At 58.7% G+C, this 21,747-nt stretch carries 13 protein-coding genes and 1 tRNA gene; 9 read left to right on the top strand and 5 right to left on the bottom strand.

The features are described from left to right. Positions 1-11 precede the first annotated feature (11 nt). Positions 12-2,018, bottom strand: coding sequence for a WG repeat-containing protein (locus I2E69_RS00600; protein ID WP_195458214.1), 2,007 nt, complete (start codon positions 2,016-2,018; stop codon positions 12-14). Positions 2,019-2,185: 167 nt separating this feature from the next. Here I2E69_RS00600 and I2E69_RS00595 point away from each other — a divergent pair, with 167 nt between their 5' ends. Continuing rightward, positions 2,186-3,445 carry a putative DNA modification/repair radical SAM protein gene (locus I2E69_RS00595; protein WP_195458213.1) on the top strand — a complete coding sequence of 420 codons (1,260 nt, stop codon included), beginning with the start codon at positions 2,186-2,188 and terminating at the stop codon, positions 3,443-3,445. 5 nt (positions 3,446-3,450) lie between these two features. Continuing rightward, positions 3,451-4,212, top strand: coding sequence for a TIGR03915 family putative DNA repair protein (locus I2E69_RS00590; protein WP_195458212.1), 762 nt, complete (start codon positions 3,451-3,453; stop codon positions 4,210-4,212). Positions 4,213-4,224: 12 nt separating this feature from the next. On the opposite strand, the gene I2E69_RS00585 is transcribed toward I2E69_RS00590, so the two are convergent. The 4 genes from I2E69_RS00585 to I2E69_RS00570 all read right to left on the bottom strand — a co-directional run bounded on the left by I2E69_RS00585 (position 4,225) and on the right by I2E69_RS00570 (position 7,718). After that, a complete protein-coding gene (locus I2E69_RS00585) occupies positions 4,225-5,487 on the bottom strand; it encodes a metal-dependent hydrolase family protein (protein WP_195458211.1) in 1,263 nt (420 codons plus the stop codon). A gap of 18 nt (positions 5,488-5,505) precedes the next feature. Beyond that, the gene (locus tag I2E69_RS00580; RefSeq protein ID WP_195458210.1) at positions 5,506-6,177 is read right to left on the bottom strand and encodes a MarC family protein; all 672 of its coding nucleotides are present in this window, start codon (positions 6,175-6,177) and stop codon (positions 5,506-5,508) included. A gap of 94 nt (positions 6,178-6,271) precedes the next feature. After that, positions 6,272-7,531 (bottom strand): Nramp family divalent metal transporter, encoded by a 1,260-nt coding sequence (locus tag I2E69_RS00575; protein WP_195458209.1) that lies wholly within the window; start codon positions 7,529-7,531, stop codon positions 6,272-6,274. 98 nt (positions 7,532-7,629) lie between these two features. Next, positions 7,630-7,718: transfer RNA gene (locus I2E69_RS00570), tRNA-Ser, on the bottom strand. A gap of 116 nt (positions 7,719-7,834) precedes the next feature. Between I2E69_RS00570 and I2E69_RS00565 the strand changes: the two genes are divergently transcribed. The 7 genes from I2E69_RS00565 to I2E69_RS00535 all read left to right on the top strand — a co-directional run bounded on the left by I2E69_RS00565 (position 7,835) and on the right by I2E69_RS00535 (position 21,715). Next, positions 7,835-9,256, top strand: coding sequence for an alpha/beta hydrolase family protein (locus tag I2E69_RS00565; RefSeq protein WP_229095302.1), 1,422 nt, complete (start codon positions 7,835-7,837; stop codon positions 9,254-9,256). Positions 9,257-9,258: 2 nt separating this feature from the next. Then, on the top strand, positions 9,259-10,434 hold the full coding sequence (locus tag I2E69_RS00560) for a DUF4861 family protein (protein WP_195458207.1): 1,176 nt from the start codon (positions 9,259-9,261) through the stop codon (positions 10,432-10,434). A 118-nt stretch (positions 10,435-10,552) separates the two neighbouring features. After that, entirely contained in the window at positions 10,553-12,232 is a 1,680-nt protein-coding gene (locus tag I2E69_RS00555; protein ID WP_195458206.1) for a glycoside hydrolase family 28 protein, read from the top strand. 13 nt (positions 12,233-12,245) lie between these two features. After that, positions 12,246-14,372: a fibronectin type III domain-containing protein gene (locus I2E69_RS00550; RefSeq protein ID WP_229095300.1), complete on the top strand. Its 2,127-nt coding sequence runs from the start codon at positions 12,246-12,248 to the stop codon at positions 14,370-14,372. A 63-nt stretch (positions 14,373-14,435) separates the two neighbouring features. Beyond that, the gene (locus I2E69_RS00545) at positions 14,436-16,058 is read left to right on the top strand and encodes a pectinesterase family protein (protein WP_195458205.1); all 1,623 of its coding nucleotides are present in this window, start codon (positions 14,436-14,438) and stop codon (positions 16,056-16,058) included. A gap of 54 nt (positions 16,059-16,112) precedes the next feature. Next, on the top strand, positions 16,113-20,498 hold the full coding sequence (locus I2E69_RS00540; RefSeq protein WP_195458204.1) for a two-component regulator propeller domain-containing protein: 4,386 nt from the start codon (positions 16,113-16,115) through the stop codon (positions 20,496-20,498). Continuing rightward, positions 20,495-21,715: a glycoside hydrolase family 105 protein gene (locus tag I2E69_RS00535; protein ID WP_195458203.1), complete on the top strand. Its 1,221-nt coding sequence runs from the start codon at positions 20,495-20,497 to the stop codon at positions 21,713-21,715. Before I2E69_RS00540 ends, I2E69_RS00535 begins: the two co-directional genes overlap by 4 nt. Positions 21,716-21,747 lie beyond the last annotated feature (32 nt).

The raw sequence follows: 21,747 nt of genomic DNA, 5'->3' as shown, positions 1-21,747 counted from the left end.
GCCCCGTTTTTTTATTGCATATCTTCCCACACAAGACCGCCTGCCTGTATCATGTTGAAGTCTGGACTCTCGTTGGACGGTTCGCCCCAGTCGAAGATATATTGGTAATATTTTTGGATTTCCTCTTTCGGCACGTTCGTGCGGATAAGTTTACCTGTCGGGTCGAAATAACTCCATATTCCATCTTTCAGGGCCACCAGTTTGTCTTCGTGCTTCTCTCCAAAATCAAAACTCCAAAAACTGATATCGTCGATCAATTTGTCGTAGATGCACGGCAGGATTACCCTGTTATTCCAAGATATGGCCCCGTATTTTCCTGCTTTGCGGACAACGATGACGCCCTTGACGGGCAGCCCCACATAGTCGTATTCGATTGGTACGATCGTTTTACCTTCGGGTGAGATCAGTCCGTATTTGCCGTCTTTTTTGACGAAATGTCCTTTGGGACCATACTCGACCCATCCGGACAGTCCGTCGTATAGGATCGGAATAACCACTTCGTTGTCGCTGTCAACAGTGCCTACTTTCCCCTCTTTCTGGACGATATACCGGTCTTTCCCCTTTTGGCCATAATACGAGTCGTAGATCATATCGTATTCGAACGGGATGATCAGTCGGTTTTTATGATCGTAGAGCCCGACCTTTCCTTCGCTGTTGATGTAGGCCATACCCGCTTTCAGCCGGTAAATATACCGATAATCAAAAGAATGGATGATTTCGTTTTTAGGTGATATGTATCCGTAAAGGGCATCCTTTTTGGCAATGAATCCACCATATTTGCAACTGTATAGTGTGTCGTACAGGAACGGAATCGTCTGTTTGCCCTGGTAATTTATAACTCCTGTTTTGTTTTGTGTATCTGCTGCGATTAATAGACCGTCTATGTTGGAGTAGGATGTAATTCCTTTTATGGGAAACACATTCGCATCCTTATCGAATAGCGTGATCTCATTTCCCCGGGTCGCTACGTAGATGTCGGCGAAATGCGAATATTTCATTGGCCGTTCCAGATAATCGTAGCTATTGGGGAGGACGGTTTTGCCATATTCGTCGATTAACCCGTATTTTCCATCCTTCACGACGATTGCCTTGCGTCCCAACCCGAAAGGTTCGGCGTAATCGTAAACGCCGAAGGGGACGATTGCGCGGGCCGTACTGTCGATATAAGCATATTTCAACTTGGCAAGCATTTTTAACGAGTCTTTGACCCGTCGGGAGCCGTTCATGTATTCTATATTGCTTTGTAGCCTGTTCCGGATTTTCTCGTAGCCGTTTTCGGCAATCAGCATCGGAAGTCCCTTGCTGTCGGCCGGAAGGGAGCCGAACGGAGCTTCGACGATCGTATGGTTGCTGTAATCGGACAACTGTTTTCCTTCGGTCGAAAAAATAATCCAGCTATCGCCTTTTCGAGCGATCAGACAATCCCTGTTGTCAGACCGTTTGACCTCGTCGTATTCGAATGGAACGATAATATTGTTTTCGGGACCGATGGCTCCGGCCCTGCCGTTCTTCGTCAATATAGCCACTCCGGGTTCGTAAAAATATGCAACGCGCGATTGGGCGTCGTATTCTAGGGGAATAATGACTTCGCCTTTCCGGTTGATGAATCCTTGTTTCTTGTCGATAATGACCGGAGCCAGGTCCTTCGCCTGGCATTTGGAAAAGACCCCGATCTCATCATAGACGAACGGAATAAGCACTTTTTCGGTAATATCAATGTAGCCCTTTTTGCCTCCTTTTTTATGGGCCAGAATCATTCCCCGATTGTCGATGGTATTCATGAATTTGTATTTGCCGAGGGGGATCGCAAATTCCCCGGTCTTTTTTTTAAAACCCCAGGACGAGCCGTCCTTTGCCCGTATGCGGTAGTATTCCGGATTCTCCACGGGAACTGATTTCCCGGTGCTGTCTGTTGCGTATTCGGTTTTGTACGCTTCGTATTCCGGTTCTTTCTGCTGACAGAATCCGGAAATGCAGGTTGAGGACAGGAGAGCGGCTAATGTGACGATTCGTTTCATGGCGACCGGAGATTAGGGTAGGTGATATATCGTATAAATATAGTGAAAAAGTGGAATGAAAACAATTTTCCGGTCTATTTTCCACACGCCCAGCGACATCGGAAAACAGCCTGAAAAATTAACTTCGGAAACTCGGGTTTCTCGGAAAAAAACGATAACTTGCCGCCATGAAGGAGACGGTGCTCGAAAAACTCAAGGTGCTGGCCGAGTCGGCCAAATACGACGTTTCGTGCGCTTCGAGCGGTGTGACGCGCAAGCATCGTGCGGGCGACGTTGGCAGCACGGCGGGGTGGGGCATCTGCCACACCTTCACGGCCGACGGACGCTGTGTCTCGCTGCTGAAAATCATGCTCACCAATGTTTGCATTTACGACTGCGCCTACTGCATCAACCGACGCAGCAACGACATTCCGCGCGCCGCGTTCACTCCCGGCGAACTGACCGAGCTGACTATCGAGTTCTACCGCCGCAACTACATCGAAGGGCTGTTTCTCTCGTCGGGCGTCGTCCGTGATCCCGACTATACGATGGAGCGCATGGTTCGCGTCGCACGCGATCTGCGTACGGTCCACCGCTTTAACGGATACATTCACCTGAAGAGCATTCCCGGCGCCAGCCGCGAGTTGGTGGCCGAAGCCGGACGTTATGCCGACCGCCTGAGCGTCAACATCGAGATCCCGACCGAACGCAACCTGCAACTGCTCGCCCCCGACAAGAATTACGAAAGCATCTACCGCCCGATGAGCTATATCCAGCAGGGGGTGCTCCAGAGCGCCGAGGAGCGCACGCGGTTCCGCCATGCACCCCGTTTCGCCCCGGCAGGGCAAAGCACGCAGATGATCGTGGGAGTTACGGATGAAACCGACCGCGACATCCTGCAGCTTTCGTCGGCGCTTTATGACCGGCCGACGATGAAACGGGTTTACTATTCGGGCTTCATCCCCGTAAATCCCTACGACAAACGGCTGCCGACGCTCGATAAAGCGCCCCTCGTGCGGGAGAACCGGCTCTATCAGGCCGACTGGCTGATGCGTTTCTACGGGTTTCGGGCCGACGAAATTGCCAATGAGCAAACACCCCGCCTTGATCTGGATATCGACCCCAAACTGGCCTGGGCCCTGCGGAATCCCGCGTTTTTTCCGGTTGACGTGAACCGTGCGGAGTACGAAGCCCTGCTGCGCGTGCCGGGCATCGGGGTCAAGTCGGCCCGTCTGATCGTCACCTCGCGCCGTTACCGTGCGCTGACGCAGCAGTCGCTGCGGCAGATCGGCGTGGTGATGAAGAAGGCGCAGTATTTCATCTGCTGCCGTGAACTGACCATGGGGCAGGGCGTGAATGAACTCCGTCCGGAGCAGGTGCGCCGCCTGCTGACCGCTCCGCAGCGGCGGAAGACGGATAATAACGAGGGGCAACTAACCCTTTTCTGACGGCGATGCTGGTTTTCCGATACGATAAATCTTTCGACGGGCTTTTGTCGGCCCTCTTCGATGCCTACTCGCTGCGGGCGTTTCCCGAAGCGCTGATCGGTCCTGGGGAGCCCGAGCCGCTCTTCACGGAGCGTGTCCACGAGGTTGTGACCGACGAGGCGCATGCCGCCCGCGTCTGGCGCGGACTGGAACGCCGGCTGATCGCCCGCACCCGTTCGATGATCGTCTATGCCTGGCACGGGGAGCAGCCGCAGAGCGACCTGTTGCTGCTGCGCTGCCTGCGCCGTGTTTTCGACGAGGGCGGGGGTGTGATGGCCGACCAGGCCGACCCCGCTATGAAATCCCTCTATCAGCTGGCGCTCAAGGTCTCCCACGAGCGGGAGCGCCTCAAGCAGTTCGTCCGCCTCCAGAAAGCTGCCGACGGCACTTATTTCGCTGCCGTCACGCCCGAGCACAACGCCCTGCCGTTGGGACTGGACTATTTTACCGACCGGTTTGCCGACCAGCGGTGGCTTATCTACGACCGGCGGCGCGACTACGGCTACTATTACGACGGTCATACGGCGCGGCGCGTCACGCTGGAGGACGACCGGGGGATGATCGCCGACAAACTCGCCGACGAATGGCTCGCCGAAGACGAACGGCAGTTCCAGCTCCTGTGGAAAAACTATTTCCGGGCGCTGGCCATTCCCCAGCGGATCAACGAGCGCCAGCAGCGTCGCATGATGCCCCGCCGTTACTGGAAGCACCTGACCGAGATGGAGTGACCTGCGGGCGTGTCAGAGGATATTTTTGCAGATGACGCCGTTTTTGACGATTAGCACGAATTTTTCCGCGGGATTTTCCAACAGTTCGATTTGTTGCAGGGGGCAGCCGTCTATTAGCAGCAGGTCGGCCAATGCCCCCTCTTCGATGACGCCCAGCCGCCCCGGATAGGGATTCCGCGGCCCGGACATTGCCAGCAGTTGCGCATTGTCGAACGTCACCATTTTCAGGATTTCGAACGGCGTGAACCATTTTTGCAGTTTGACGATGCCGTGGTTCTGGTTTTTGGTGTTGGCCGGATTGAACAGCAGGTCCGTTCCCCAGGCCAGTTTTACACCGTATTTTTTCGCGAGTTTGTAAGTGCGGTCCGTTCCTTCGGTGATTTGGATATGTTTGGCCTGTTGTACGGGCGAAGGGTAGGTATTGTCCTCGACGGCAAATGCCTGCATGCTGAGCCAGATGTCGTTCCCTGCGACCAGTTCCATTGTCGGTTCGTCGATCAGGTGGCCGTGCTCGATGCTTTTGACACCGGCAGCGATTGCCCGCGTGATGCCCCGCGGGTTGTAGACGTGCACCATGACGTAGGTTCCCCAATCTTCCGCCGCACGCACCGCCGCGCGAATCTCCTCTTCGAAGAATTCGGTCACATCCAGAGGATCGTAGAGCGAGGCCGCACCGCCTCCGGTCATCAGTTTGATCTGCGAAGCCCCCTGCCGCAGGTTTTCGCGGGTGGCGGCCGTTACGGCGTCGGCCCCGTCGACGATACGCGATGCCCCGAGTTGTTCGATATGCGCGATTTCACACCCGCATCCTCCGTGGAAATGGTCGTAAATCATCCGGAAATCGCCGTGTCCCGAGGTTTGGGAGAGCATGGCGCCGCTGGGGTAGATACGCGGTCCCGGCAGCAGTCCGGTGTCGATGGCCCGTTTTAGTCCGAAGACCGGGCCGCCTGCGTCGCGGATGGTCGTGAACCCGCGCAGCAGGGTCGCCCCGGCTTCGCGCCCTGCCGCCAGATGGGTATACGAAGGGGCCGATGCCAGCAGGTCCTGCATCGTGTTGCAGCACAGGTAGGCGTGCCAGTGCGCGTCGATCAGTCCGGGCATCAGGAACCGTCCTTTTCCGTCGAGCACCTGTACTCCGCCGGCCGGATCGGCCTGGCCGGATCCCGACGTGATTTTTTCGATCAGGTTGTTCGTGATCAGCACGTTCCCGCGAACGGTCTTTGGCTCCTTTCCGTTGAAAATCTCAACGTCGGTGATCAGAATTTGCGAATCCATAAGCACTACGGTTGTAAATCAGATATGCAGGTCGAACAGTTTGGCGATTCCCGTCATGACGATCTGGACGCCTACGCAGAAGGTAAAGAAGGCGACCATCTTGTTGATGACGATACTGCCGCTGTTGCCGATTTTACGGATAATGCGTTCTCCCTGCGATAGAAACAGATAGAGTATCAGGCACATCAGTACGATAACCAGTGCGATGATCGCATAGGAGAGCAGCCCCCGCGCCCACCCGTCTTTCAGGCTGACCGAGGCCATCAGCGTCAGGATGACCGAGACGCTGCCCGGCCCGATGCTGATCGGGAAGGTGATCGGGTAGAAGATTTGTGTTTCGATGGCGGTTTTGTGCATCGGGTTGATGTCCTTGCCCTCGGTGGGTTTCACCGCGGAGTCCGAATCGCCGAGCCATTGCAGGGCTGTGCGGCAGATGAGCACTCCTCCGCCCAGTTGGATGATCGGGAGCGAAAGCCCGAAGAGCATCAGTACGAAATGCCCGACGGCCAGGCTGCCTATCCCGACGAGCAGGTAGTCGATGATGATTTTGCGGATGATCGACTTCCGATCCGCGTCGCTCAGTCCCGACAGCAGTCCGTTGACCAGGAAACCGGCTCCCACCGGATTCGCGACCGGGAACAGCGCCATGAAAGCGGATATGAACGTGAAAAGAAATCCTTCTTTTAACATCTCGGGGTTCGGAACTTTGTATTGCCGACAGAGGTCAACAATAACTATTCCAAACCCTTTTGGCGCCTCGGGTCAACAACAACAGCGGTCCGGATCAGCGGAAGAGGCTGACGAGCAGCATCACGTTGAGGACGGTCACCACCGCGCCGATGCCATAAAGCAGGTACTTCGTGAAACGGGAGTTTTTGTACTTGCCCATCACGCGCTCCGAGGAGGTCAGGTGCACTTGCAGGAATACGGTGAAAGGCAACTGGATGCTGAGGAGCATCTGCGAGTAGATCAGTCCTTTGAACGGGTCGCTGATCACGAGGATGACGAGGAACGCCGCGACGAGCGAAATCATCACGCCCGTGCGCGAGTGGTTGTCCTTGATGTCGTAGGGTTCGCGGAAAATGCCCGCGAAGATCGAACCTGCGGCCATGCCCGATGTGATCGTCGACGAGATGCCCGCGAACAGCAGGGCGATGGCGAAGATGTTCGTGGCACTCGGACCCAGGAGCGGCGTCAGGAGCGAATCGGCCTGCTGCAACTCTTCCACAGGCGTTTTCGACGCGAAAAAGGTTGCTGCGGCCAGCAGGATCATCGCGCTGTTGATCGCCCAGCCGACCAGCATCGAAAAGATCGTGTCGGCATATTCGTAGCGCAACTGTTTGCGGATAACCGCGTCGTCGCTCAGATTCCATTGGCGGCTCTGGATCACTTCCGAATGGAGGAACAGGTTGTGCGGCATGACCACCGCGCCCAGAACGCTCATGATGATGACCATCGAGCCGTTCGGAAACGAGGGCGTCACCCAGGCGCGGGCCGCCTCCGGCCAGTCGATCGTCACGAGCGACAGTTCGTAAATAAACGACAATCCGATGATCGAAACGAACGCGATGATCCATTTCTCGATCAGGCGGTAACTGTTCGTAAAGAGCATGATGAGGACGAACACGAGGACCAGCAGTGCGCCGATGCGCACCGGAACCCCGAACAGCATTTGCAGGGCGATGGCTCCGCCGAGGATTTCGGCCAGCGAGGTGGAGATCGACGCCAGGATGGCCGACCCCAGCAACGGCCGCGACCATGCGGGTTTGAGGTGGACCGCCGCCGCTTCCGAGAGACAGAGACCCGTGGCGATGCCCAGATGGGCGACGTTGTGTTGCAGGACGATCAGCATGACGGTCGAAAGCGTCACCATCCACAGCAGCGAGTAGCCGTATTCGGCGCCCGCCGCGAGGTTCGAAGCCCAGTTGCCGGGGTCGATGAATCCCACCGTTACGAGCAGTCCGGGGCCGATGTATTTGAATATTTCCAGACCGCCCATCCGGGGCTTGTGGTCCGGGCCGAAATGACGTGACCAGAATGACATAAGTGTGTATTTTCGTTTCAGGCAGTTCCTGGATCGGATGAAATAAACCCTGCAAACGATTGATTTGCAGGGTTCTGTATTTTGTCTGTCGACTTTTGCGGAGAGGACGAGATTCGAACTCGTGGTACAGGTTGCCCCGTACGTCGGTTTAGCAAACCGGTGGTTTCAGCCACTCACCCACCTCTCCGGGCACTCCTTACGGCTGTTAACTCCGAAAGGGTGTGCAAATATAGAATCTTTTTAGGGAAATACAAAGAAATGCGGTCAAAATTTGTATTTTTGCATAAATCCGTGGGCCTCGATTTGAAACGTATCCATTGCATATTATATATGGCGTGCTGCTTTGCCGCCGTATCCGCCGCAGCGCAGCCCGCGCCGGGGAACCGCTTTGTGCGGCCGCTCGGCGAGGTCCTGCGGGATGTGGGGGAGCGTTTCGGCGTGCGTATTGCCTGTAAGCGCTTCGATCCCGATACGATGCAGATCGTTTACGCCGATTTCCGGGTGCGACCCTATTCGCTTCCGGAGACCTTGGACGGCCTGCTGCATCCGTTAGATCTGGTATGGAGCGGTGCAGGGAAGATCACCGTGCAGCCTTACGAATATTACCGCCGTACGCCTGCCGACGGCGAAAAACTGCTGGCCTGGCTTTTGGAACAGTATGCCGACCGTACGGCGTGGGAACAGCGTCGGGAGGCCCTGCTCGAAGGTGTGCGCGAGGCCCTGGACCTCGGCCCGTTCCTCCGGGGACTGGCGGCAGTTCCGGATGTCGTGCTGGGCCCTGAGGTTTATCATGACGGCTATACGACCCGAAATTATGCTCTTGAAACCCTTCCGGGGCTTTATGTCTGCGGAACGGTCTATGCGCCCTCCGGGCCGCCGCTTCCGGGCGGGCGGATGATTTCCCGGGGCCGGAGGCCGCATGCTCCGGTACGCCGTCCCCTGATCGTTTCGCCTTCGGGTCATTGGGCGGGCGGGCGCTACCGCGCCGACCAGCAGATGCGCATGGCTACATTCGCCCGCATGGGGGCTGTGGCGGTCGATATGGACATCTTCGGCTGGGGCGAATCGGAACGACAGGTCGGGCGCGAGGCGCATGAGGCCGCTTATTCGATGCAGGTGCAGGCGCTGTGGGCGAAAGCCGTAACCGACTGGATCGTGGCTTCGCGCCGCGACATCGACACCGCACGCATGGCCGCGACGGGCGGTTCGGGCGGGGCTACGCATGCTTTGCTGCTGGCTGTGACCGACGGACGGTTCGCCGCTCTGGCGCCCGTGGTCCATCTGGTATCGCATTTTGACGGAGGATGCCCCTGCGAGAGCGGCCGTCCGGTGACGCTGGCCGCCGGAGGCAGTTGCATGCCGGAAATTCTGGCTGCGGCGATGGCTCCCCGTCCTGTGTTGGCCGTCAGCGACGGCGGCGACTGGACGGCGACCTATCCGGTGTTGGAATATCCTTTCCTGCGGCGAATCTGGGATTTTTATGATGCCGGCGGGCAGGTCCGTAACGTCCACTTTCCGGATGGACGGCATGATTACGGCGTGGACAAACGCCGTGCGGTCTATGCTTTTTTTGCCGAGACTTTGGGCCTCGACGCCTCACAGGCCGATGAGGCCCGTGTCGAACTCCTGCCCGAAGCGGCATTGCGGGCTTTTTCGGGCGAATTGCCTGCAACGGCCCTCCGGAGCCGCACACAACTGGAACAAATCATCGAAAAACTGAAATAGCCATGAAACGGATTCTTTTGCTGATGCTGGCCCTCGGCGCGGTTTGCAGCCTGAGCGCCAAAACCCAGAAATGCCTTTACCACGTTACGGTTACAGGCAGCCGTCCCGAATGTCCGGTCGTAATCCGGGATGTACCCCAATGGGCCCAGAGCGCCGTCGTGTCGCTCGGCGGCGTTCACCAGATTCCTTCGCAGCTGGACCGGGAACTGGGCGAACTGGTCTTTGTCTCGACGATCTCGGGCAGCCAGAATTTCCAGGTAACTTACTCTTCGAACCCGGACAAACGGGTTTTCAAAGACCGCGTGCATGCCCAGATGTGGCTTAAAAATCCCGACAAAACCCTGCGTGCCGTCGACAGTGTCGCTTCGGACAAAAACGACATGTACCACAAACTGCACCACCATGGCCCGGCCTTCGAGTCGGAATACGCCGCTTACCGCATCTATTTCGATAACAAGCAGACCATCGATACCTACGGCAAGAAGCGTCCGCAGCTCGAACTGGCCGAGACGATGTGGTATCCTTCGGACGAGCTGTTGGCCCGGGGCTACGGCCACGATAACCTGCGCGTCTTCGGTTCGGTGGGCGTGGGTACGCTCAAAGGCTGGGATGCCGAAAAGAAAAAAATGATCCATATCACCGATTTCAAACGCCGCGAGGCCCGTATCCTGGTCAACGGACCGATCCGCACGGTGGTCGAAATGCGGGTCGAAGGGTGGCGCTACGGCGGCCGGGAGATCACGATGACTTCGCGCTACATCCTCTATGCCGGACATGGCGACGTGCAGGTCGAAAACCGCATCGAGGGTGATTTCAAGGGATTGGTTTTCACGACCGGAGTGATGAAGATGGCCGAGAACAAAGTGTATAAGGACGACAATGTGATTGCCGCCTTCGGGCGCGATTTTCCCGAGAACGACACCGTGAAATGGGAGCGCGAGAACGTCGGGCTGGCCGTCGCCGTGCCGCGGAAGCAGATCGCCTCGCAGACCGACGACAAGACCAGTTATCTTTTCCAGCTTACGCCCGATGCCCGCGGACGGATCGACTACGTGTTCGAAATGATCTGGCGCAAGAGCGAATGGCTGAAAGACCGCAGCGATACCGAACGCGTCGTGGGGCTGATGGAGTCGGTGCGTTCGGCCCAGACTCCGGTCATTGTTTCGCGGATGGAGTAGATTTGAAAAAAAGTACATCGTTTGCGTCAAAAAATCCCTGTCCGATAGGCTGAGGCAGTTTACTTTTGTATACCTGAAATTTTGAAAATTTTACGTATACGAATAAACTACCTCTCTTATGAACCTCAGACAAGTGACGATTTGTGTGGCGGCGGTCCTGGCAACGACCGCAGGATGCCGTGCACACGCCCCGGGCTCCTCTGCTCCGGCCTGCAACCTCCCCTTCGAGATGCCGCAGGTCGCGCGGCCTGCGATTCCTGCACACTCGGTCAGCGTCGCCGATTTCGGCGGTACGGGCGACGGCTATACGCTCAATACGGCGGCTTTCGCCGATGCCATTGCCGCCCTGACGGCGAAAGGCGGCGGTCGCGTGGTCGTTCCCGAAGGCGTCTGGTATACCGGCCCCATCGTGCTGAAAGACAATATCGAGCTGCATCTCGAACAGAATGCCGTCATCGTTTTCAGCAGCGACAAATCGCTTTACCCGCTCGTGGAGACCACTTTCGAAGGTCTCAATACGCTGCGCTGCCAGTCTCCGCTTTCGGCCCGGGGCGTAAAGAACGTGGCCGTTACGGGCCGTGGCGTGATCGACGGCAACGGCGATGCCTGGCGCGCCGTGAAGCAGGACAAGGTCAATCCCCGCCAGTGGAAGGACCTGGTCAAGAGCGGCGATATCCTCTCCGACGATGGAAAAACATGGTATCCTTCCGAAAGCTATAAGTTCGGGGCCACGTCGGGAGCCGACCAGAACGTTTCGACCTGGGCGAAGACGCGTGCCGATTTCGAACGCATGCACGATTTCCTGCGGCCGGTGATGGTTGCCATCCACCATTGTGAAAATGTATTGCTGGAGGGCGTCACTTTTCAGAATTCCCCCTGTTGGAATATTCATCCGGCAATGTGCACCAATCTGATCGTGAACGATATAACCGTCCGTTGTCCCGATTATGCGCAGAACAGCGACGGCATCGACATCGAGTCGTGCCGTAATGTCGTGCTGACCGATTCGCGTTTCGACGTGGGTGACGACGGCATCTGTATCAAGAGCGGTAAGGACCAGGCGGGGCGTGATCGCGGGATTCCGTGTGAGAATATCCTCGTCGACAACTGCATCGTTTTCCATGGCCACGGCGGATTCGTCGTCGGCAGCGAGATGTCGGGCGGGGTCAGGAACGTCAAGGTTTCGAACTGCGTCTTTTCGGGAACCGACGTAGGACTGCGTTTCAAATCCGCGCGCGGACGCGGCGGGGTGGTCGAAAACATCTGGATCGAGGACATCGCCATGAATAACATTCTGCAGGAACCGCTGCTGTTCGATCTTTTCTACGGAGGTAAATCGGCCTCCGAGGCGCTTGCCGAGGGTGGGGATGCCGAAGTTACGGACATCGCCCCGAAACCCGTCGACGAAACCACGCCGGCTTTCCGGGATATTCATATTAAGAACGTGTGGTGTCGCGGCGCACGGCGCGCCATGTATTTCAACGGGCTTCCGGAGATGAACGTCGAGCGTGTCACGGTGGAAAATACCCGGATTTACGCCACGACGGGTGCGCAGATCAACGAGTCTTCGGATGTCGTGCTGCGCAACGTGAAGATCATTCCCGAGCAGGGGCCTGCGCTGATGCTCAACAACGTCCGGAACCTTTCGGCCGAGGATTTCGTTTGTCCCGAGGGTCTGGAGCGCGCATTTGTCGTAACGGGAAGCCGCAACCGCTCGATCGAGGTCTCCTCGCCGCAGATCACCGGGGCCAACACCTCGTTGTCGAAGGGCGCCGCCCGGTATGTCGCAATCAAATAAACAAGCCATGATAATGATTCGTAATAATTTCTTTTTGCTGTTCGGGATCCTGGCCCTTGTCGTCGCTTGCGGCGAAGACTCTACGGAGGCAGCTCCCGACGTGAAAACCCTTCCCGTGCCCGATGTCGCCGTAGCGGTTTCGAACCAGACGGCCACCGTGCGCTGGAGCATCTCCGAGGCCGTCGAGGCCGTGCGCTTCACCTTCGAACTTTATGCCGGCGACGCTGCCGCGCCCTTGCAGTCGGCTACGACGCGCCTCGGGTCGCAGCGCTTCGAAATGGAGTCGGGCGTTACCTACCGTTTCCGCGTTCATGCCACCGCGCCTATCGGTTCGGTGGAGTGGCAGGACTCGGAATTTTCCGATTTCGTGGTTTTTTCGGGCGACATGCTCGGAACTCCTGCCGCGCGGCTCGTCGAGAAATCGGACAATGCTGCGACGCTCTCCTGGACGACGGTTGTCGGAGCCGAGAACTATGCGTATGAACTCTACGAAGGGGATGCCGAAACCGCACTGCGGAGCGGCGAGACGCCCCGGACGACCGTCGCCCTTACGGAACTTTCGGCCAATACCACCTATCGTTTCCGCGTGAAGGCCGTGGCTGGCGAGGACGGCGACGATTCGTCCTATTCCGAAGCGGTCGCCTTTACGACCGACCGTGCGCCCGTCGATCCGGGTGTGGACCTGGGGCTTCCCCTGGCTAACGAGAACGACGGCGTGCTGCGTGCTTTCCCCGGCGCCGAGGGCGGCGGCATGTATACGACCGGAGGCCGCGGCGGAACGGTTTACCATGTGACCAACCTCAATAATTCGGGCGCGGGCTCGTTCCGTGCCGCCGCCGAAGCGTCGGGCAAACGCATCATCGTCTTCGATGTGGCAGGTACGATCGAGTTGCTCAGCGACCTGCGCATCAAAAACGGAAACCTGACCATTGCCGGTCAGACCGCTCCCGGCGACGGCATCTGCGTGAGCGGCGGAACGGTCGTGATCGATGCCGACAATGTGATTGTCCGTTATGTGCGTTTCCGCCTGGGCGACCTGAACAAGGGCGGCAATCTTTCCGACGGATCGGACACCATCTGGGGCCGTTACCATTCGAATATCATCCTCGACCATTGCTCGATGTCGTGGTCGATCGACGAGTGTGCGTCGTTCTATGCCAATCAGAATTTCACGATGCAATGGTGTCTCTTGACCGAGAGCCTGCGTAAATCGGCGCACGGCAAGGGCGAGCACGGTTACGGCGGCATCTGGGGCGGCAAGAACGCTTCGTTCCATCACAACATGCTGGCCAACCACGACAGCCGCAACGCCCGCATCGACCATCCGGGGATTTACGGGAACTACCTCGCGACGCATCGCGGCAATGTCGATTACCGGAACAACGTGATCTACAACTGGGGCAGCAATTCGACCTACGGCGGCGAGGACGGCTCGTTCAATATCGTGAACAACTATTACAAACCGGGTCCGGCTTCGAAGGAGAAGAAGTATTTCGTCGACGCTTACTGGCATAACTCCGATTCGAATGTGGGTTCGGCTTATCCCCGGCTCTATATGTCCGGGAACTACCATGCCGGAAGCTATGCGTCGGCAATCAACGCCGACAACTGGGCGGGCGTTTATTTCCATCCGCAGGGCAACGATCCCTCGACCACGGCCGGGCGTCTTTCCGCGCCGCTCCCGATCAAGGCGGGCGACGTGACGATCTGCTATACCACAACGCATACGGCCGCCGAGGCTTTCGAGTCGGTGGTGACTTACGCCGGAGCCTCGCTCAGCCGCGATGCCGTCGACAAACGGGCCGAGACCGACGCCCGCAGCGGCAAAGCGACATTCCCGGACGGCGGCAACGGCTCGACGGGCGGTTTGATCGATTCGCAGAGCGCCGTGGGCGGCTGGCCCGAACTCAAGGCGACCTCCGACCAGGTCGCGCGCGCTTCGGTCGACATCGACGGCGACGGTATTCCCGACTACTATGAGACCCTGCTCGGTCTCGATCCGAAAGACGTTTCCGATGCCGCAGCTACGACGCTCGACCCGCAGAAGGTCTATTCCAATATCGAAGTTTACTTCCATTATTTGGTCAAGGAGATCGCAGCCTCGCAGGTGAAGGGCGGTTCCTATACTGCCTTGCAATAAGTTGACCCGATTCGGCGGGAGGTTGTGCAGCCTCCCGCCCTGTCGTTTAAACCGATGCTTGAGATGAAAAGAGTTTTCCTGTTGATACTATGTATATTGTCGTCTGCATTTGTTTGCGGGCAGACTCTGCGTGTCTACCTCGTCGGCGACTCGACGTGCGCCACCAAGGACCTTGCGAAGCAGAATCCCGAGCGGGGCTGGGGACACATGTTCCAACCGCTGTTCGACGCGTCGGTTGGGGTGGAGAACCACGCTGCGAACGGACGTTCGACCAAATCGTTCCGCGACGAAGGGCGCTGGGCGGCCGTTTATGACAAATTGCAGCCGGGCGATTACGTCTTTATCCAGTTCGGGCACAACGACCAGAAGCAGAACGATTCGACCCGCTACGCCTCTTCGGAGCAGTATGCCGAAAACCTGCGCCGCTATGTGTGCGAGACGCGTGAAAAGGGTGGTATCCCGGTGTTGCTGACGCCCATTGTCCGTCGCCGTTTTACCGACGGCGTGCTCGTCGACACCCACGGACTTTACGCCGCCGCCGTGTGTCGTGTGGCCGTTGAGGAGCGTGCGCCGCTGATCGACGCCGGGCGGTTGACCCGCGCGTGGATTTCGTCGCTGGGTGACGAGCGCTCGAAGGCGTATTACATGTGGGTCGACCCCGGGACTAATCCACGCTGGCCCGACGGCCGTACGGATAACACCCACCTCAATGTGCGCGGAGCGCGCGCTGTGGCGCGGATGATCGCCGGGCAGCTTCCGGAAGTGGTTCCGGAACTGGGCCGACGCCTCGTCGACGCCGACTTCGTGGTTGCGCAGGATGGTTCGGGCGACTTTTTCACGCTGGCCGAGGCTGTGGCGGCCGTTCCCGATTTCTGCCGCGATACGACCCGTATCACGGTCTGCGGAGGTGTCTACCGGGAGAAAATCGCCATCCCTGCGTCCAAACGCAACGTCGTTCTGGAAGGGCGCGGCGACGTGACGGTCACGTGGGACGACTACGCCGCGAGAGTCGGCGCAACCGGGCATCCGCTGGGTACTTCCGGCTCTTCGACCGTCTATTTCGGCGGCGACGGCTGGACGGTGCGCAACCTGACGTTCGAAAATGCCGCCGGACCGGTGGGGCAGGCCGTTGCCGTGCAGTGCCTCGGGACCGGCCTGCATTTCATCGGCTGCCGCTTTTTGGGTAACCAGGATACGCTCTACCTCTACGGCGCGGGCAACCGCGACGGGCAGACCGTCACGGAGAATGCGCATATCTGCTTCGACGACTGCTATGTCGAGGGGACGACCGACTTCATTTTCGGTTCGGCCGCGGCCCTGTTCCGCCGCTGCGAAATCCGCTCGAAGGCCGATTCCTACGTGACGGCTGCCTCGACCTGCCGCGGGCAGCCGTGCGGGCTGATTTTCGTGGAGTGCCGCCTGACCGCCGCCGAGGGAGTTACGCGCTGCTGGCTGGGCCGTCCGTGGCGCGATTATGCGCAGACCGTTTTTGTTGAGTGCTATTTGGGAGCGCACATTGTTCCCGAAGGGTGGCACGACTGGTCCAGACCGCAGGCCCGGCGGACTGCATTTTATGCTGAATATCACTCCGAAGGTCCCGGAGCCGCACCCCGGAGCCGTGTCGGGTGGTCGCGGCAACTGACCGGAAAAGAAGCCCGGCAGGCGCTTGAGGCCTTTGAAAAATAGACTTTGGAATCCGATTTTTTTGTATATTTACTGCGATCGGAATTGTTAATAACCATGAAACGACTGCTACTGACTCTATTGCTGCTCGCCCTCGCCGTTCCGGGATTTTCCCGAACGTCGCCCCCGCAGTGTATTTTCCAGACCTACTCCACGCTGGACGGGATGACGCACGACCGTATCGCCGACATCTACACCGATTCGCGCGGTTTCGTGTGGGTCTGCACGTGGTACGGCGTCAGTCGTTTCGACGGATATACCTTCAAGAATTTCAGCACCACGCCGGGCGATTTTTCGCCCCTCTCGCACCACCGCTTCGTCGCGGTGAGCGAAGATTCGAACGGCCACCTCTGGTTTACGACCTATAACCTCCACGTCTACCGCCTGAACCGCTATACGGAGCAGTTCGAAGACGTGGTGTCGCTCATCGACGGCGTCGATTCGAAGCATTACCGCATGACGCACTGCCTGCACGACAGCAATGGCGGTACGTGGGTCGCCATCGCGGGGCTGGGCGTAGCCCGCTTTACCGATGCGGCCGATGCCTCCTCCGTGCGCGTCGATGCCTTTTTCGACGCTCCGGTGCTGGGCGGCGACGTTGCGGCGATGTATGTCGACGACTGCGACGGTGTCTGGATCGGCGCTGACGACGGTCAGTTGAATTACATTGCCGCGGGGACCGCCGCGGCCCGTACGCTCTGCGAAACCGCGGCCCCGGCCTTTGCCTTTACGGTCGATGCCGAATCTGTCTACTGCGCCACCCCCGGCGAGGTGATCCGCGTCGGGAAACAGGACGGCAGGGTCGACCGCCTGCCGGGCGGTGCGGCTCCGCTGACGGCCCTTGTCGCCGACACGGTGCGGCGCACGGTCTACGCCGGCAGCCGTTCGGGCGAACTCTTCCGTGTCAGCGGCGACCGTCTCGCGCGGCTCGATCCCAAAGGGGTGCGCCCGCACCGCATCCGCAATCTTGCGGCCGACTCCCACGGCATCGTGTGGGTGACCTCGGCCGAGACGGGCATCACGCGTTACAATCCCTCGACGGACGACTACAAGCATTTTGAGCAGGAGCCTTACACGGTCTCCTACAACGTCGACACGATCACCAAGATCGCCGAAGGCGGCGGCCTGCTGTGGGTTAAGATGAATAACTGGGGCTTCGGTTATTACGACCGCGAGCGCGATACGGTGGAACCCTTTTACAACGATCCCAAGCAGCCGAACTGCCAGATGACCAATGCCGTCGTGCGCTTCGACGTGCATGACGACGTGCTGTGGCTCTCGACCTACAACGAACGCGGCCTGCGCAAGGCGGTGTTGCTGCGCCAGCCCGCCGAGGTGTTCACGCTCGACTCGAAATCCCCGGACCCGCTTTCGGGCGAAATCCGCGCCTTGATGACCGACAACCGGGGGCGGATGTGGGTCGGTACGCGCGACGGCGACCTGATCGCTTTCGACGGGGCGAATAAACCCGTCTATACGCTTCCGGCGCAGGGCCGGCGTGGGACCGGAATGATTTACGCCCTGAAGGAGGACTCTTCGGGCAATATCTGGGTCGGGACCAAGGGCGAAGGACTTTACCGCCTGACGCCCGAGGGCAGCGGTTATCGAGTCTCGCATTTCGCACACTCCGACACGGACGCCTATTCGCTCAGCGACGACCAGATTTACTGTGTCGAGGAGGATGGCGCGGGCCGTATCTGGGTGGCGACCTACGGCGGGGGCATCAACCTGCTGGAAGACCCTGCCGGAAGCCGCTTCATCCATGCTGGAAACATGATGGCGCACTATCCGCTCGACGAGGCGGGGCGCGTGCGGTGGCTGCTTTACGACCGTCCGGACCGGATGTTCGCCGCCACGGTCGACGGACTGCTGGTTTTCGATCCGGGGGCCAGCGCCAAACTGATGCACTTCCGGCTGATGCAGAAGATTCCGGGCGATGCGAAGTCGCTGGGCAACAACGATATCATCCACATGCTCAAGGACTCCGAAGGGCGCATCTGGCTGGCGACTTTCGGCGGCGGCCTGAACCGGATCGAAGGCTACGACGCCGACGGTGCGCCGTGGTTCCGGTGCTATGACAAATCCTCGGGGCTGGCCAGCAATATCTGCATGGCCCTGACCGAGGACAAGCAGGGTGATTTGTGGGTTTCGACCCACAATGCCGTGTCGCGGTTCGATCCCCGCCGCGAGATATTCTCGAATTATTACCTCTACGACAACATGCGCAATGCGGTTTTCAGCGAGGCTACGGCGCTCACCTCGCCCCGCGGCGACGTGTTTTTCGGCAGCGGCCGCCAGCTTTACCGCTTCAATCCCGACGAGGTTCGCGCTGCGAAGATCGACTACGACCTGCGTTTTACGGGCCTCGACGTGCGCAACATTCCCGTCGTTGCAGGCCGTCGTTCGCCGCTCGCGGAGTCGGTGACCGAGGCCGACCGCATCGTGCTGCCTTATAATTTCTCGAATTTTCGCATGGAGTTCGCCTCCCTGAATTTCGCGATCCAGCACGTAGTGGGGTATATGTACAAACTCGAAGGCTACGACAAGGACTGGAATATTTCGGGAACGACCAACCGGGCGGCTTACTCCAACGTGCCGATCGGCGATTACAAGTTCCATGTCAAGGCGTTCGTCGGCAATGCCGATGCCGCCGACGAGGGAATTACGATCGGGGTCGAGGTGTTACCCCCCCCCTGGCTTACCTGGTGGGCTAAGACCCTCTACGTCCTGCTGGCGCTGGTTGTGACGGTCGTCGCTTTCCGCATTGCCGGTTCGGTCATGCGCATCCGCCGCGAAGCGAGTGTCGAGCAGAATATGACCGACCTCAAACTGCGTTTCTTTACCAATATTTCGCACGAACTGCGTACGCCGCTCACGCTGATTCTCGGCGGCATCGAGGATGTGAAGAAGCACGACTGCCTGACGCCGCGCGGCGAAAACAGCCTCACGCTGGCCCACCGCAACGCCAAACGCATGCTGACGCTGATCAACCAGTTGCTGGACTTCCGCAAGATCGTGAAGAACAAAATGGAGTTGAAAATCTCGCGCGTGGACCTCGTACCGCTGGTCGAGGACGCCCTCGACGATTTCCGCGAAATGGCCTCCGAGCGCAGGATCGAACTGCTGTTCACCGTCTCGCGCCGCTCGGTGCTGGTGTGGGTCGATATCGAACGCATGGAGAGCGTGGTTTATAACTTGTTATCCAACGCCTTGAAATTCACGCCCAACGGCGGGCGGATTGAAGTAATACTTTCGCTGCGCGAAGAGGAGGAGTGCGTGACGCTCACGGTCCGCGACACGGGCATCGGCATCCCCAAGGACAAACAGGGGGTTATTTTCGAACGCTTCGCGCAGGCTTCGCGCGCCGTGGACAGCAATATGAAGGGCTCGGGTATCGGACTTTCGCTGTGCCGCGACATCGTGGCCCTGCACCACGGCGAAATTGTGGTCGACAGCCGCCCGGGCGAAGGCTCGGCCTTCACCGTGAGGCTTAAACTCGGCAACGCCCATTTCGGCATGGAGCAGATCGATTTCACCGGGGCGGGAACCCGGGAGGGCGAACGTCGCAACGACTATATGGTCAGCGACTTCACGCCTGTCGACAGCCAGCGCCGCGTCGATGTCCTGCCGCCGAAGGATGCGCAGAAAATCCTCTTGGTCGAGGATAACCGCGAGCTGCGCATCTTCATGTACAACAGCCTGATAGATACTTATTACGTCGTTGAGGCCGACGATGGTGTCGAGGCGCTCGAAAAGATCCGCAGCGAGATGCCCGACATCGTCATCACCGACCTGATGATGCCCCGCATGGACGGCATCGAGCTGATCGACAAGGTGCGCCACGACTTCACGATGAGCCATATTCCGATCGTGATGCTGACGGCACGGCACTCGCCCGACGACAGGGTGAAGGCCATGGAGTTCGGCGCCGACGGGTATATCACCAAGCCGTTCAGCATCGAACTGCTGCTGGCGCGCATCGACAACCTGCTGACCCAGCGGCGCAAACTCTTCGAGAAGTTCTCTTCGCAGTCGGCCCGGAACAAAGTCGTCGAACTGGCGGTCGAGGATGTCGTCGTCACGGACCGCGACGAGGAGTTTATGAAGAATGTGATGGCGTGGCTGGGCGAGAATATCGAAAATTCGGAACTCACGATCGACCAACTGGCTTCGCACCTCGGGCTGGGGCGTACGACGATGTACAACAAACTCAAGAGCCTCACGGGCAAGTCGCCCGTCGAACTGATCAAGGAGTACCGCATCACCAAATCGAAACTGCTGCTGCGCACGGGCCAGTTCTCCGTGTCGGAGGTGGCTTACAAGGTGGGGTTCTCCGATCCGGGCTATTTCAGCCGGTGTTTCCGCGACCAGTACCACATGTCGCCCGCCGAATACCTCAAGACCCATAACCTGAAACAAGACCAAGATACCAAGACCGCATGAAAAGACTCCTGATTTCTGCTGTGCTGTGTGCGCTCGCCGCCACGGTGGCCTGCAATCCGCACTCCCGCAAACCCCTCGCCGTCCGCATGGCTGCGAGCGAAATCGCCCGCAACCCTTCACCGACGAACCTCGACGGCATCCCCGCCGGAAAGGTGAAGTGGAACTATACGACCGGTCTCGAACTGCTCGCGATCGCGGATGCCGGAGAGATGTACGACCATCCCGAGTTTCAGGCCTATGCTGCGCGTTATTTCGACACCATCGTGCAACCCGACGGAAGTGTGCTGACCTACAAGCGGTCGAAATACAACCTCGACCACGTCTGCCCCGGCCGCGCGCTTTTCGAACTTTACGACCGGACGGGCGAGGCGCGCTATAAAATGGTGCTCGACACGCTTTACGCCCAGTTGCAGGGACAGCCCCGCAACCCCGACGGCGGGTTCTGGCACAAGGCGGTTTATCCCCGTCAGATGTGGCTCGACGGGCTTTACATGGCCGAGCCGTTTTATGCCGAATATGCTGCCCGGAACTTCTCCGGGGCCGAATACGAAAAGGCTGTCGACGATATCGTGAACCAGTTCGTCGTGGTGGCCGCGCATACCTACGATCCTGTCACGGGGCTTTACCGCCATGCCTACGACGATTCGCGCGAGATGTTTTGGTGCGACAAGGCCACGGGGCAGTCGGCGCATGCCTGGGGGCGTGCGATGGGGTGGTATGCCATGGCCATCGTCGAGACGCTGCAATACCTCGGCGTAGACAATTCGACGCAGCCGATGGTCGAAATCCTGAACCATATTTACACCGTGCTGCCGAAATATGCCGACCCTGCGACCGGCATGTGGTATCAGGTGCTCGACCAGCCGGGCCGCGAGGGCAATTACCTCGAATCGACCGGGTCGGTGATGTTCGTTTACGCCATGCTCAAAGGGGTGCGTCTGGGTTACCTGCCTGCGGAGATGGAGCCGGAGGCACGGCGGCTTTACGAAAAATTCGTCGAACGTTTCGTGAAGGAGAATCCCGACGGCACGATCTCCCTGACTGACTGCTGCGCCGTGGCGGGCCTGGGCGGTAAGCAGATGCGCAGCGGTACGTTCGAATATTACATCTCCGAGCCGGTGATCGACAACGACTGCAAGGGCGTGGGGCCCTTCATCTGGGCGTCGATGGAATACGACCGGCTTAAAAAACCGGTGTCGGGAACAGCCGCAGACTGATTCGCTGCGGCTTGGCGAAGCCGGATTCAGGG

The sequence above is a fragment of the Alistipes sp. D31t1_170403_E11 genome, assembly GCF_015553985.1.
Taxonomy (GTDB): domain Bacteria; phylum Bacteroidota; class Bacteroidia; order Bacteroidales; family Rikenellaceae; genus Alistipes; species Alistipes montrealensis.
The sequence above is the reverse complement of the archived record's forward strand: the minus strand, read 5'-3'. Positions and strand labels throughout refer to the sequence as shown.